This is a genomic window from Janibacter melonis, from assembly GCF_003721155.3.
GTDB classification, from domain to species: domain Bacteria; phylum Actinomycetota; class Actinomycetes; order Actinomycetales; family Dermatophilaceae; genus Marihabitans; species Marihabitans melonis.
This window is the reverse complement of the sequence record NZ_CP044548.2, coordinates 3,290,176-3,303,420: the sequence shown is the minus strand read 5'-3', so window position 1 is coordinate 3,303,420 and position 13,245 is coordinate 3,290,176. Positions and strand designations below refer to the sequence as shown.

The 13,245-nt window shown below is 73.6% G+C and carries 15 protein-coding genes; 1 reads left to right on the top strand and 14 read right to left on the bottom strand.

What is annotated here, in order from left to right; translation table 11 throughout:
- Positions 1 to 3: 3 nt before the first annotated feature.
- From hemB to EEW87_RS15855, 11 genes are all read right to left on the bottom strand, one after another.
- Positions 4 to 1,023 (bottom strand): porphobilinogen synthase, encoded by a 1,020-nt coding sequence (gene hemB / locus EEW87_RS15905; RefSeq protein WP_123091262.1) that lies wholly within the window; start codon positions 1,021 to 1,023, stop codon positions 4 to 6.
- On the bottom strand, positions 1,020 to 2,669 hold the full coding sequence (locus tag EEW87_RS15900) for a bifunctional uroporphyrinogen-III C-methyltransferase/uroporphyrinogen-III synthase (RefSeq protein ID WP_123091263.1): 1,650 nt from the start codon (positions 2,667 to 2,669) through the stop codon (positions 1,020 to 1,022). The genes hemB and EEW87_RS15900 overlap by 4 nt, the downstream gene beginning before the upstream one ends.
- Positions 2,666 to 3,631, bottom strand: a complete 966-nt coding sequence (gene hemC / locus EEW87_RS15895) for a hydroxymethylbilane synthase (protein WP_123091264.1) — start codon at positions 3,629 to 3,631, stop codon at positions 2,666 to 2,668. The genes EEW87_RS15900 and hemC overlap by 4 nt, the downstream gene beginning before the upstream one ends.
- Complete coding sequence (locus EEW87_RS15890; RefSeq protein ID WP_123091265.1) at positions 3,628 to 4,899, bottom strand: glutamyl-tRNA reductase; 1,272 nt, start codon at positions 4,897 to 4,899, stop codon at positions 3,628 to 3,630. Before EEW87_RS15890 ends, hemC begins: the two co-directional genes overlap by 4 nt.
- The gene (locus EEW87_RS15885) at positions 4,896 to 5,570 is read right to left on the bottom strand and encodes a redox-sensing transcriptional repressor Rex (protein ID WP_123091266.1); all 675 of its coding nucleotides are present in this window, start codon (positions 5,568 to 5,570) and stop codon (positions 4,896 to 4,898) included. The genes EEW87_RS15890 and EEW87_RS15885 overlap by 4 nt, the downstream gene beginning before the upstream one ends.
- A gap of 153 nt (positions 5,571 to 5,723) precedes the next feature.
- Positions 5,724 to 5,978, bottom strand: a complete 255-nt coding sequence (locus EEW87_RS15880; RefSeq protein WP_123091267.1) for a glutaredoxin family protein — start codon at positions 5,976 to 5,978, stop codon at positions 5,724 to 5,726.
- Positions 5,978 to 7,531 carry a lysophospholipid acyltransferase family protein gene (locus tag EEW87_RS15875; RefSeq protein WP_123091268.1) on the bottom strand — a complete coding sequence of 518 codons (1,554 nt, stop codon included), beginning with the start codon at positions 7,529 to 7,531 and terminating at the stop codon, positions 5,978 to 5,980. Before EEW87_RS15875 ends, EEW87_RS15880 begins: the two co-directional genes overlap by 1 nt.
- Positions 7,531 to 8,580: an NAD-dependent epimerase/dehydratase family protein gene (locus EEW87_RS15870; RefSeq protein ID WP_123091269.1), complete on the bottom strand. Its 1,050-nt coding sequence runs from the start codon at positions 8,578 to 8,580 to the stop codon at positions 7,531 to 7,533. The genes EEW87_RS15875 and EEW87_RS15870 overlap by 1 nt, the downstream gene beginning before the upstream one ends.
- A 145-nt stretch (positions 8,581 to 8,725) precedes the next feature.
- Complete coding sequence (locus tag EEW87_RS15865; protein WP_003792170.1) at positions 8,726 to 8,824, bottom strand: 30S ribosomal protein bS22; 99 nt, start codon at positions 8,822 to 8,824, stop codon at positions 8,726 to 8,728.
- Positions 8,825 to 9,009: 185 nt separating this feature from the next.
- Complete coding sequence (locus EEW87_RS15860; RefSeq protein ID WP_068273117.1) at positions 9,010 to 9,207, bottom strand: helix-turn-helix domain-containing protein; 198 nt, start codon at positions 9,205 to 9,207, stop codon at positions 9,010 to 9,012.
- Positions 9,208 to 9,390: 183 nt separating this feature from the next.
- Positions 9,391 to 10,581, bottom strand: coding sequence for an acetoin utilization protein AcuC (locus EEW87_RS15855; protein WP_123091566.1), 1,191 nt, complete (start codon positions 10,579 to 10,581; stop codon positions 9,391 to 9,393).
- Positions 10,582 to 10,626: 45 nt separating this feature from the next.
- On the opposite strand from EEW87_RS15855, the gene EEW87_RS15850 reads away from it, so the two are divergent.
- Entirely contained in the window at positions 10,627 to 11,313 is a 687-nt protein-coding gene (locus tag EEW87_RS15850) for a potassium channel family protein (protein WP_068273113.1), read from the top strand.
- Positions 11,314 to 11,358: 45 nt separating this feature from the next.
- On the opposite strand, the gene EEW87_RS15845 is transcribed toward EEW87_RS15850, so the two are convergent.
- From EEW87_RS15845 to proC, 3 genes are read right to left on the bottom strand one after another with little or no spacing between them, the layout of a single operon-like run.
- Positions 11,359 to 11,868 carry a GNAT family N-acetyltransferase gene (locus tag EEW87_RS15845; RefSeq protein ID WP_123091270.1) on the bottom strand — a complete coding sequence of 170 codons (510 nt, stop codon included), beginning with the start codon at positions 11,866 to 11,868 and terminating at the stop codon, positions 11,359 to 11,361.
- Positions 11,869 to 11,921: 53 nt separating this feature from the next.
- Positions 11,922 to 12,428: a GNAT family N-acetyltransferase gene (locus EEW87_RS15840; RefSeq protein WP_123091271.1), complete on the bottom strand. Its 507-nt coding sequence runs from the start codon at positions 12,426 to 12,428 to the stop codon at positions 11,922 to 11,924.
- The gene (gene proC / locus EEW87_RS15835; RefSeq protein ID WP_205473747.1) at positions 12,425 to 13,228 is read right to left on the bottom strand and encodes a pyrroline-5-carboxylate reductase; all 804 of its coding nucleotides are present in this window, start codon (positions 13,226 to 13,228) and stop codon (positions 12,425 to 12,427) included. The genes EEW87_RS15840 and proC overlap by 4 nt, the downstream gene beginning before the upstream one ends.
- Between the last annotated feature and the right edge of the window lie 17 nt (positions 13,229 to 13,245).

Sequence of the window (13,245 nt, the reverse complement as noted above, 5' to 3'; positions counted from 1 at the left end):
GCATCATGCCAAGTCGCGACGCAGCACGTCCGCCACCTCGAGGGCGAAGTACGTGAGCACGATGCCCGCGCCCGCCCGTCGGATGTGCATGACGGACTCCATGATGCTGCGCTCGCGCTCGATCCAGCCGCGCTCGGCCGCGGCGACGAGCTGGCTGTACTCGCCGGAGATCTGGTAGGCGGCGACGGGCACGGGCGACATCGCCGCGGCGGCGGCGATGACGTCGAGGTGCGGGCCGGCCGGCTTGACCATGACGATGTCGGCGCCCTCGGCGATGTCGAGCTCGAGCTCGCGCACCGACTCCGTCGCGTTCGCCGGGTCCTGCTGGTAGGTCGCCCGGTCACCGGTCAGCGAGGACTGCACGGCCTCGCGGAAGGGCCCGTAGAGAGCCGAGGTGTACTTCGCCGAGTACGCGAGGATCGACACGGAGGTCAGGCCCTCGCGGTCCAGGACCCCGCGCACGAAGCCGACCTGGCCGTCCATCATCCCGGACATGCCGAGGACGTGGCTGCCGGCGCGGGCCTGGGCGAGGGCCATGTCGGCGTAGCGCTCGAGGGTCGCGTCGTTGTCGACGACGACGGAGCCGTCCGGGCCGTGGGCGAGCACCCCGCAGTGGCCGTGGTCGGTGAACTCGTCGAGGCAGAGGTCGGTCATGACGACGAGGGAGTCGCCGACCGCGTCGACGACCGCGCGGGTCGCGACGTTGAGGATGCCCTCGGGGTCGTCGGCGCCCGAGCCCCGGGCGTCCTTGTGCTCGGGCACGCCGAAGAGCATGATCCCGCCGATGCCGGCGGCGACGCACTCACGGGCGAGCTCGACGAGGCTGTCGAGCGTGTGCTGCTGCACCCCGGGCATGCTCGAGATCTCGACCGGGGCGTCGATGCCCTCGCGCACGAAGGCGGGCAGGACGAGGTCGGCCGGGTGCAGCCGGTGCTCGGCGACGAGGCGGCGCATCGGGGACGAGACGCGCAGCCGGCGCGGCCGCACGAGGATCGGGTCGACCTCCCCGGAGGGGGCGCTCATCCCTTCGCCTTGGCCCGGCGCCGCGACGTGGACTGCACGCGCTCGCTCGGACGGCGCACGGGCTCGCCGTCGGCGACAGCCGCCGCGATGAGGCCGCGAGCGTGCTCGGCGAGGTCGTCGACGAGGGTGATGGCGCTGGCCTCGCTCGCGACGACATCGACGCGCAGCCCGAGCTCCTCGGCGGTCTTCGCGGTCGCGGGGCCGATGCACGCGACGACGGTGCTCGGGTGCGGCTTGCCGGCGATGCCGATGAGGTTGCGCACCGTCGACGACGACGTGAAGGCGACGGCGTCGAAGGCGCCGGCCTTGATCGCGTCGCGGATCGGCGCGGGCGGCGGGGCGGCGCGCACGGTGCGGTAGGCCGTGACGTCGTCGACCTCCCAGCCCATGTCCTGCAGCCCGGCGACGAGCGTGTCGGTCGCGATGTCGGCGCGGGGCAGGAAGACCCGGTTGATCGGGTCGAGCACCTCGTCGTACGGCGGCCACTCGGCGAGCAGACCGGCCGCGGACATCTCGCCCTCGGGGACGAGGTCGGCGACGAGCCCCCAGTCGAGCAGGGCCTGGGCGGTCGTGCCGCCGACGGCCGCGATCTTCAGACCGGAGAAGGCACGGGCGTCGAGCCCGATCTCCTCGAACTTCTCGCGCACGGCGCGCACGGCGTTGACCGAGGTGAAGCCGACCCACTCGTAGCGGCCGGTGACCATGCCGCGCACGGCGCGCTCCATGGCCTGCGGGGTGCGCGGCGGCTCGACGGAGATCGTCGGCACGACCTCGCTCGTCGCGCCGTAGTCGCACAGGCGCTCCTGCATCGAGCCGGACTGCTCCTTCGTGCGCGGCACGAGCACCTGCCAGCCGAAGAGCGGCTTGGTCTCGAACCACGACAGCTGCTCGCGCAGGTCGACGGGCGGGCCGACGATCGCCAGCGCCGGGACCTCGAGACCGGCGAGCAGACCGGGCGCGTCGGCAAGGGTGCCGGTGACGGTGGCCTGACGGGTCGTCGTGCCACGCTCGGTGACGGCGACCGACGTCGTCTCGGGGCGACCGCTCTCGCGCAGCGCGACGAGGGCGGCGCCGAGGTTGTCGGGGGTGCCGAGCAGCACGACGGTGACGTCGGGCGCGACAGAGCCGGACAGGTCGGGGACCCGGCCGCTCGTCACCGAGACGACGTGGATGCTCGTCGCCGCGCCGGTGGTGAGGGGGACGCCGGCGTAGGTGGGCACGGCGCTCACCGCGGAGACGCCCGGCACGACCTCGTAGTCGATGCCGGCCTTGGCCAGGGCCTTGGCCTCCTCGGCGAGGCCGTTGAAGGTCGCGGGGTCGCCGTCCATGAGCCGCACGACGTGGCCGCCCTTGTGGGCCTTCGCGGTCCGCACGACGAGCTTGGCGCGGGAGGCGTGGGTCAGCTGCTGACCGTGCTCGCCGTGACCGGCGTCGACGACCTCGACGCCCTCGGGCAGGTGCGCGGCGACGAGGTCGTCGCGGGCGGAGGTGTCGATGATCACCGCGTCGGCCCGACCGAGGTGACGCACCGCGGCGAGGGTGAGCAGCGAGGGGTCGCCGGGCCCGGCCCCGACGAAGGTGACGCTCGCGGGGCGTCGCGAGGCGGCGCTGGCGGGGTCGGGCGGCTGGGTTGCGCGGGGGCTCACTGTGCACTCTCCGTGGAGCTGGTGGGGTGGTCGGTGGACGAAGGGGTGGTCGGCCCGACGTCGGCGACGTCGCCGGCGCCGTCCGCCAGGAAGATCTCGGCGAGCTCGCGCCCGATGCGATCGGCCTCGTGGGCCGGGCCGGTCAGCGAGCGCCGCAGGTCGTGCTCGCCGTCGAGCGAGGCGACGACGGCGCGCATGGAGATCACCGCGCCGTCGACGTCATCGACGACCTCGGCCAGGGCCCCGACCGGCGCGGCGCAGCCGGCCTCGAGACGGGCGAGGAGGGCGCGCTCGGCGGTGACGGCCGCGCGGGTGTCCGGGTCGTCGAGCGGCGCGAGGGCCGCGATCGTCGCCTCGTCGTCCTCGCGGCACTCGACGGCGAGGGCGCCCTGGCCCGGCGCGGGGAGCATCTGGATGGGGTCGAGGTGCTCGGTGACGACGTCGGTCATGCCCAGACGGGTGAGCCCGGCGGCGGCGAGGACGACCGCGTCGACCTCGCGCCCGACCATGTCCAGGCGGCGCCCGACGTTGCCCCGGATGTCGCGGAACTCGAGACCGAGGCCGAGGGCCGCGAGCTGGGCCCGGCGACGGGGCGAGCCGGTGCCGACGACCGAGCCCTCCGGCAGCTCGCCGAGGGTGAGCCCGTCGCGGGCGACGAGGCTGTCGCGGGGGTCGACCCGGGGCGGGATCGCGGCGATGGTCAGGCCCTGCTCGGGTGCGGTCGGCAGGTCCTTGAGGGAGTGCACGGCGACGTCGACCCGGCCGTCGCGCAGGGCGTGGCGCAGCGCGGAGGCGAAGACCCCGGTGCCGCCGAGCAGGCTCAGCGGAGCGCTCGTGACGTCACCCTCCGTCGTGATCTCGACGATCTCGACGTCGTGCCCGGCCGCGCGCAGCGCGTCGGCGACGTGGCCGGTCTGCGTCGTCGCGAGGGCACTGCGACGGGTCCCGATCCGCAAGGTCACGACAGCTCGCTCCCGTGCAGGTCGAAGAGGGCCCGGATCGCGTCCTCGTACTCGACGATGCGCCCGTCGATGGCCATCTCCTTGACCCGCACCGTCGGGCGGTGGAGGAGCTTCTCGACGACCCGGTGGATGGCGAGGTGGACCTCGGCGCGCTCGGCGTCGGTGAGGTCGGGCGTGCGCTGGTCGACCCGCTCGAGCTCACGGGTGACGACCTCGGCGGCCGCGGCGCGGATCGCGGTGACCGTCGGGGCGGCGACCTGCGCGGCGCGGTCGCTGAGGTGGCGGTGCACGGCGTCGGCGACGACACCGCGCGCGGCGCTCACCTCGGGCAGCTCGGTGCCGCGGCCGAGGGCCTGGCCGAGCTCGGCGAGCCCGAGACGGGTGACACCGCGCAGCCCGCCGACCTCGGCGGCCACGTCGTGGGGCATCGCGAGGTCGAGGTAGACCTGCGCGCGACCGGAGCGGGCGACCTGCGCGTCGGCGGCGGCGGCGAGGTCGACGACGAGACCGGTCGAGCCGGTGCACGAGATGACGACATCGGCCTGGGCGAGGGCGGCCTCGATCTCGGCGATCGGGCGGGCCTGCGCGTCGAGCCGGGCGGCGAGCGAGACGGCCCGCTCGTGCGTGCGGTTGACAACGGTGATCGAGCCGGCGCCGAGGCGCGAGGCGGTCGTCGCGGCGAGCGAGCTCATCGAGCCCGCCCCGACGACGAGCACGTCGAGCCCCTCGACCGCGCCGAGCAGGTCACGGGCGAGCTCGAGACCGACCTCGACGAGGGAGCGTGAGACGCGGTCCAGGCCGGTCTCGGTGCGCACGCGCTTGCCCGTGCGCAGGGCCTGCTGGAGCAGGTGGTTCAGGGCCGGGCCGGCCGCGCCGCTGTCCTGCCCGACGGCGAGCGCGTCGCGCAGCTGCGCGACGATCTGGGCCTCGCCGACGGCCATGGAGTCCAGCCCGGCGGCGACGTTGAAGACGTGGGCGACGGCGGCCTCGCCGTACTGGAGCTCGAGGTGCTCGACGAGGTCGTCCTGGGTGACCCCGGTGACACCGGTGAGGGCGGTGGTGAGATCGGCGACGGCGCCGTGGAAGGCGCTGACCTCCGCGTAGACCTCGGTGCGGTTGCACGTCGAGACGACGACGACCTCGCTGATGTCCGGGCTCTCGAGGGCCGACTCCGTGAGCCGGGCCGCGACGTCCTGGCCGAGCGAGACCCGCTCGAGCAGCTGGATGGGCGTGCGGTGGTGGTTGAGACCGAAGACGACGGTGCTCATCGGGCGACCTCCAGGTCGGCACCGGGGCTGGTGCGGCGCTGCTCGTGGTAGGCGAGGATCTGCAGCTCGGTCGCGAGGTCGACCTTGCGGACCTGCACGTGGTCGGGCACCGAGATCACGCCGGGGGCGAAGTTGAGGATCGAGGAGAAGCCGGCGGCGACGAGCTGGTCGGCAACGTCCTGCGAGGAGGCGGCGGGGGCGGCGATGACGCCGATCGCGGCCTGGCCGCCCTCGGTGAGGCTCGGCAGCACCTCCATCGGCTGCACGACGAGGTCGCCCACCCGCTGGCCGACGAGCGCGGGGTCGCGGTCGAGGACGGCGACGACGGTGAAGCCCTGGGGCGCGAAGCCGCCGTACGAGGCGAGCGCGCGGCCGAGGTTGCCCATGCCGATGATGGCGACCGGCCAGTCCTGGGTGAGGCCGAGGGCCCGCGAGATCTGGTAGCGCAGGTGGCCGACGTCGTAGCCGACGCCGCGCACGCCGTAGGAGCCGAGGTGGCTGAGGTCCTTGCGCAGCTTCGCGCTGCTCACCCCCGAGCTCGTCGCGAGCTCCTCCGAGGAGACCGAGCCGACGCCCTGCGCCACGAGCCCGTCGAGTGCCCTGAGGTACCCGGGCAGGCGCGCCACGGTCGCGTCGGGGATCCCGCGCTTGGCTGCGCTGGTGGCGGTCACGATCGACTCGCTGCTCCTCTCTGCGCCGCGAGCACAGGTGGCGCGAGCGGCGACCAACTCAGGCTAACGGCTTGTGAACATTTGCACAAAGTCGCGACGACCCGTGGTCGCGGCCACGCCCGAAGGGGTGGGCGGGCTCCCCCTTCGGGCCCGTCAGGACCGCTCGAGGGCCGCCCGGAGGCGGGTCTCGTCGACCCGCCAGTAGTCGTGCTGCGCCCCGTCGACGAAGGTCACGGGGACCTCCTCCGAGTAGCGGGCGAGCAGCTCGGGGTCGCGGTCGACGTCGACGACCTCGACGTCGAGGTCGTGCTCGGCGGCGACCCGGCGCACGGTCTCGAGCGCGACGACGCACAGTTGGCACCCCTCACGGGTGACGACGGCCAGGCGACCGGCAGGAGCCCAGGCCATCAGAAGAAGACCGAGCGACGGGTCATGAGCACCGAGTACAGCGTCTGCTGGATCGTCTCGCGCACCTGGTCGGTGAGGTCGAAGACGAGCGCGGGGTCGTCGGCGGCCGCGGGACCGAGGCTCGCGGTGTCGACCGGCGGGCTGAACTCGATGATCCACTTGCTCGGCAGCGGCACGAGGCCGAGCGGGCCGAGGAGCGGGAAGGTCGGCGTGATCGGTGCGTACGGCGCGCCGAGCAGCCGGGCGAGGGTCTTGGCGTTGCCGACCATCGGGTAGATCTCCTCGGCCCCGACGACCGAGCACGGGATGATCGGCACCTCGCTGCGGATCGCCGCCGCGACGAAGCCGCCCCGGCCGAAGCGCTGCAGCTTGTAGCGCTCGCGGAAGGGCTTGCCGACGCCCTTGAAGCCCTCGGGCCACACCCCGACGAGCTCGCCAGAGGTCATGAGGCGCTCCGCGTCCGGGTTCGTCGCGAGCGTCGCGCCGGTCTTGCGCGCGAAGTCGCCGACGACGGGCAGCGCGAAGACGAGGTCGGCCCCGAGCATGCGCAGGAAGCGGTGCTGCGGGTGCGCGTCGTGGATCGCCAGCTGGGTCATCACCGAGTCGAGGGCGATGGTGCCGGAGTGGTTGGAGACGACGAGCGCGCCGCCCGTGGCCGGGATGTTCTCGATGCCGCGGACCTCGACGCGGAACCACCGGTCCTTGAGCAGGCGCAGCACCGGGAAGGCGGTGTGCAGGGTGAAGTCCTCGTCGAAGCCGAAGTCGTCGACGCTGTAGTCGCCCTGGACCCGGCGGCGCAGGAAGGACAGGACCTCGCCGAGTCGGCGCTCCCACTCCTCGCCCGCCGCGTTGCTCACCGCCCCGCCGATGGTGCGCGACGCGACCTGGCCGGCCGAGAGCGCGACGGAGAGCAGCTCGGCGACGCCCGGGGCGAGCGCGGTGCCGCTGCTCGGGGTGCCCTCGGCGGGTGCCGACGCGGGCGAAGGGGTCGTCGGCGCGGTGGCCACGCGCGGCCTCGGGGTGGTCGTGCGCCGGGGGCGACGGGTGCCCGTGCCCTCGCCGTCGACGACGCGCAGGGCCGGGGCGCCCGCGGCGCGGGTGGTGCTGCGCGTCGTGCGGGCCGGTCGCGACGCCCCCTTCGTCGTCCCTGACGTCGGGGCGGAGCCGCCGACCGCGGCGGCCGGGCGGCTCGCCCGGCGGGAGGCGGTCGGGCGCGAGGCCGACGACGCGGTGGTCTTCTTCGTCGGGGGCGCCGTCGTCTCGCTGCCGGCGAGCAGGGGGGTCGAGCGGCGTCGGGCCCGCTCGCCGCCGGCGCGCTCGGCCGCCGCGGCGACCGCGGAGCGCGGGGCGGCGGTCTTCGTGGTCGACGCCTTCTTCGCGGTGGTCTTCTTCGCGGTGGTCTTCTGCGCGGTGGCCTTCTTCGCGGTGGTCTTCTTCGCGGCGGCGGTCTTCCGCGTGCCGGCCTTCGTCGCCGCCGTCTTCGTCGCGCTCCTCGCGGGCGTCGCAGCCCGCGCGGTCTTCTTCGTCGTGCTCGACGGTGTGCGCTGCGCCATCAGTCCTTCTTCCCGGGGCGGTCGATCACGGACATGGCGCGCTCGGCGGCCTCGGCGGCCCGCCAGCTCGAGCGGGTGCCCCCGCCGGGCAGCACCATCCGGTGCCGCAGGGTCTGCGCGAAGGACTCGAAGGCCTCTCGCGTCGTGTACCGCGGCTCGAAGTGCAGCTCGCGGCGCATCTTCGTCGTGTCGAGACCGCGCCCGAAGGCGAGCAGGTCGAGCTGGTCGACGCTCGCGTCGACGACCCCGGCGCGCTGGAGCGCCCCCGCGACGAGACCGGTGCCGATGCGGGGCACGGGGACGAAGGGGCGACCGGCGATGTTCGCGGCCTGGCTGGCGGTGATGATCCCGTCGCCGGCGATGTTGACGCTGCCGACGGCGGGTGCGGTCACGGCGTGCGCGAGGGCGTCGGTGACGTCGTCCTCGTGGACGAACTGCAGACGCGCGTCGTAGCCCAGCGGCAGCGGGACGACCGGCAGCGAGAAGTGGTCGGTCATCGCCGTGCGCACCCGGGGCCCGATGACGTTGGCGAAGCGCAGCATGGTGATCTCGACGTCGGGGCGGCGGCGGGCGAAGCCCCGCACGTAGCCCTCGACCTCGACCGAGTCACGGCCCCAGCCCCCGGAGGGCAGCCGGCGTGCCGAGTACTCCTCGCGGAACATCGCGGGGTCCTTCGGGCTCGACCCGTAGATCGCCGCCGTCGACTTCACGACGAGACGACGCAGCGCGGGCGCCTTCTGGCAGGCCGCGAGGAGCTGCATCGTCCCGATGACGTTGATCTCCTTCTGCGTCGTGCGCCCGCCGCTCGCCGCCGGGGTGGCGATGACCGCCATGTGCACGACCGTGTCGACGTCGTGGTCGGCGATGATCCGCGCGATGAGGGGGCTGCGGATGTCGGCCCGGACGAACTCGGCCCGGCCGATGCCGTGGCGCGGGGGCACGACGTCGACGCCGATGATCCGCCCGACGGACTCCTCCGCGCTCAGCCGGCGGGCGTAGGCGCCTCCGAGGTGGCGGGACACCCCGGTGATGAGCACGGTGCTCGCCACGGATCACTCCTTCTGGTCGACGACGCGTCGAGCGTAACCAGCGGCACGCCACGATGTGCGCCGCGCGCGGGCACGGGCTGCGTGAGTCGTCCCACGCCGGGTGCGCGAAGGGGCCCCGACCGGCGGTCGGGGCCCCTTCGGGCGCTCACTTCTTGTTGCGGCGCTGGTGACGCGTCTTGCGCAGCAGCTTGCGGTGCTTCTTCTTCGCCATCCGCTTGCGGCGCTTCTTGATGACAGAACCCATGCAACGTCCTTCGTGGTCGGTCGGCCGCCGTGAGGCGACCTCTGGTGCTCCTCGGCCGGCGGCGGTGCAGGCGCGCGATGTGCTGCAGCACGCCGTGCCGACCGGTAGTCGTGAGAGTCGGTCGCCAAGCCTATCCGGCCCCGCTCCGTGCCCCAAACGTGGGGCCGCGACCGGTCCCCCTTCGCTCAGGCGGTCTCGACGAAGGAGGAGTCGAGGTAGTCGTTGACCGCGTCCTGCGGGACGCGGAAGGAGCGACCGACGCGCACGGCGGGCAGCTCGCCGTTGTGGACCATCCGGTAGACGGTCATCTTCGAGACCCGCATGATCGAGGCCACCTCGGCAACAGTGAGGAATCGGACCTCACTGAGTCGGTCGTCGGACATGTGGCCACCTCGGTCTCTGCACGGTCGTAGCGTTGGCGCACGTCACCAACGGACGGCTACGTCCTGTGCAGGGTAACCATAGGGGCACATGTGACGGCTGGGAAGTGGGTGTGAGAAATCGGTGGGCCCACGTCCACCCGACACGCCGTGGAGCGCCGAGAAAGTCCCGGTGGGATCGGGCGGTCAGTCGACCCAGACGTCGAGACCGTGCGCGGGGAAGACGGCCTCGCGGGTCGCCATGATCGCCCGGTCGACGTCGCTGTGCGGGTTGTAGCCCATCGACCACGGCTGCACCCAGATGGGCAGCTCGCCCGCGGGCAGGTCACCCATCGTGCGCGGCGGCTCCGAGCCGGCGACCTGCAGCACGTGCTCCGCGTACTCCTGCGGGACGCTCGTCGCGGGGTCGACCGGGGCGTGGGCCGCGATGGCCGTGAGATGGGTCCAGGCCCGGGGCACGACGCTGACGAGGTCATAGCCGCCGCCGCCGAGCGAGATCCACCGCCCCTCGCTCACCTCGTGCGAGAGACGGTGCATGAGGACCATCGCGTGCCGCTGCGCGTCGAGCGAGAGCGCCATGTTCGACAGCGGGTCCGCCTCGTGGGTGTCGCAGCCGTGCTGGGTGATGAGCACCTGGGGCTGGAAGGCCCGCACGACGGGGATGATCGCCGAGGAGATCGCCCGCAGCCACGGGGAGTCGCGCACGCCGGGCGGGAGCGCGACGTTGACCGCGCTCCCCTCCGCGGCCGGGCCACCGGTGTCGGCCGGCCAGCCGGTGCCCGGGAAGAGCGTGCGACCGGACTCGTGCACCGAGCAGGTGAGCACGCGCGGGTCGTCGTAGAAGATCTCCTGCACGCCGTCGCCGTGGTGCACGTCGACGTCGACGTAGGCGACCCGCTCGACGCCCTGGTCGAGCAGCCACTGGATGGCGACGGCGATGTCGTTGTAGATGCAGAAGCCCGAGGCCCGGTCGCGCATCGCGTGGTGCATGCCGCCGGTGAAGTTCACCCCGTGCTCGGCCTCTCCGCGCCACACCCGCTGCGTGACCGCGAGCGTGCCGGCGACGATCCGGGCGCTCGCCTCGTGCATCCCGGCGAAGGCCGGCACGTCGTCGGTGCCGATGCCGAAGGTGGTGTCGGCGAGCGAGGGGTCGGCCGCGAGCTGCTCGACCCGGCGCACGTAGGCGGGGTCGTGGACCGTCAGCAGGGTCTCGTCGTCGGCGACGCCGGGGTCGATGACCTCGACGTCGTCGAGCACGCCGAGGGAGCGGGCCAGCCGCGCCGTGAGGTCGATGCGCAGGGGCGCCATCGGGTGACCGACGCCGAAGTCGTACCGCGTGAAGTCCTGCCCCCAGACCACGCACGCCTGTGTGCTCATGCGCGGCACGCTACCCGCACTAGGCTCGGCCCGGATCACGCACCTATGGAAGCGGAGGACGCCGTGGGCAGGCTGCGGCTGCACAACGAGGACATCCTCGTCATCGGGCTGGGTCGCTTCGGCGGCGCTGTCGCCACCGAGCTGCACCGGCTCGGCAACAGGGTGACCGCCGTCGAGCTCGACCACGAGCTCGCCGAGTCCTACCTCGGACGGGTCGGCAAGATCGTCCAGGGCGACGCGACGTCGGTGAGCTTCGTCGAAGAGCTGCGCCCGCAGGACTTCTCCGCCGCCGTGCTCGGCGTGGGGTCCTCGGTCGAGACCTCGGTGCTCGCCGCGGTCAACCTCATCGACGCGGGCTGCCCGAAGGTGTGGGCGAAGGCGGTGAGCCCAGAGCACGCGCGCATCCTCGACCGGATCGGCGTGCAGCAGGTCCTCTCCCCCGAGATCGAGTCGGGGCGCCGGACGGCTCACCTCATCGGCGGCAAGCTCATCGACTACATCGAGTTCGACGACGGCTTCGCCATCGTCAAGATGCTCCCGCCGCAGGAGACCATCGGCTTCACGCTCGAGCAGTCGGCGATCCGCAGCAAGTACGGCGTGACCGTCGTCGGCGTGAAGTCGCCGGGCGAGGACTTCACCTACGCCAAGCCCGACACGAAGGTGCACTCCGGCGACACGCTCATCGTCAGCGGCCCGACGACCCTCATCGACCGGATGGCCGCACGGCCATAGGGATCTCGCGTCAGCCGACGCGGGACGACGAGGGCGAAGGGGGCGTCAGCCCCGGTCCTCGCCGAGCGGGAGGACCATGGCGATCTCCTCCTCGCTGTCGCCCTGGACGCGCATCGGACGACGCTTGTCGGAGGGGCGGAAGCCGAAGCTGCTCGCGAAGGCGACGGCGCGGGCGTTGTCCGTGCCGACCCAGTAGAAGACGTGGGTGAGACCGCGGCCGGTGGCCTCCTTCGCGGCCTCGCGCACGAGCGAGGCGGCGACGCTGCGACCGCGCCAGTCGGGGTCGACCCACAGGCCGAAGAGCTGGCCGACCTCGTCGGAGCCGGACTCCGGGGCGGCGCCCAGGCTCACGACGCCGACGGCGTCGCCGTCGACCTCGGCCAGCAGCCGCTGACTGCGGGTCATCCGCTCGCGCCAGAAGTCCTCCGGCTCGTCGGACTCCTCGGCGTGCGTCGCGACGAAGGCATCCGGAGATTCTTCGAGCGCGGCCAGACGGACCTGACGGTAGGTCTCCCACTCGTCCTCGGTCAGCGCGCGCACGGTGATCTCGCTCATGGGCCCTACTCTGTCATGCCGCGACGAAGGGGGCCTGGGCAGTCACCGGAAGTTCACATGGCGGGCGGCGAGAGCCGGTGCGCCATGGTGATCTCGCAGATGTGCGGGTGCGTGCGCGACGCCCCGCTCTCCCCCGTCGGCTCGAAGCCCAGGCGCGAGTACGCCCGCGCCGCACGGGCGTTCGCCTCCGCCACCTCGAGGAGCACCCGCTGCAGACCGGCACGCCGCGCGTGCTCGAGGAGGGCGCCGACGAGCTCGTCGGCGACCCCGCGCCCCCGGGCGTGCGGTGCCACCCACATGCCGACGAGCCAGCTCTCGTCCGGCGCCTGGTCAGGGGCGTGCCACAGGGTCACCAGACCCACGGGCAGGACGTCGCCGGTCGCCCCGGTCTCGTGCGCGACCCACGTCGTGCCGGCCGCACGCTCGCGCCACAGCGACTCCGGGTAGTCGCGCTCGCGGGCGTAGGTGCTGCCGAAGGCGAGGGGCGAGTCGAGCAACATCGCCAGGCGCAGCGCGCGCAGGTCGGCCCAGTCCTCCTCGCGGGTGCGCCGGACCGTCATCGTCCGGCAGAGCGGTCGGTGCAGGCGCGCACGGCCCGGGCGAAGGTCTCGCGCAGGCCGCCCGCCTCGAGCTCGCGCAGGGCGGCTGCGGTCGACCCGCCCGGCGAGGTCACCTGGGCGCGCAGGAGCACCGGCTCGAGGTCGCTCTCGCGCATCATCGACCCGGCGCCGAGCGCGGCCTGGACGGCGAGGTCGGTCGCGGTCGCCCGCGGCAGGCCGCCCGCGACGCCGGCGTCGACGAGCGCCTCGACGACGAGGTAGAAGTAGGCCGGCGCCGAGCCGGAGAGCGCGGTCGCGACGTCCTGCTGGGCCTCGGGCAGCACGACCGAGCGCCCCGTGGGGGCGAGCAGCGTGCGCACCGCGTCGAGCTGGTCGTCCGAGACGTCGTCGCCCACGGACAGCACGGTCATCCCCTGACCGACGCGGGCCGGGGTGCTCGGCATGCCGCGCACCGCGGCCACGCCGTCGGGGAGGGCGCTGCGCAGGTCCGCGAGGCTGATGCCCAGAGCGAGGCTCACGACGACCGACCCCGGGCGCAGCGCGTCGTGCAGCGGGCGCAGCAGGTCGAGGACGTCGTAGGGCTTGACGGTGACGAGGTGCACGTCGGCCTGCGCCGCGGCCTCCTCGGCGCCGACCGCGCGGACGCCGTCCCGGCTGTCGAGCTCGGCCGCCTGGTCCGCACGCCGGACGACGGCGAGGACCTCGGGGTCGTGCGCGTCGCGGGCGGACAGCAGCCCGTCGAGGATCGCGCCCCCCATCGAGCCGACGCCGTAGATGGCCGCACTTCGCTGCTCAGTCACCCGGGCAGCGTAGTGGC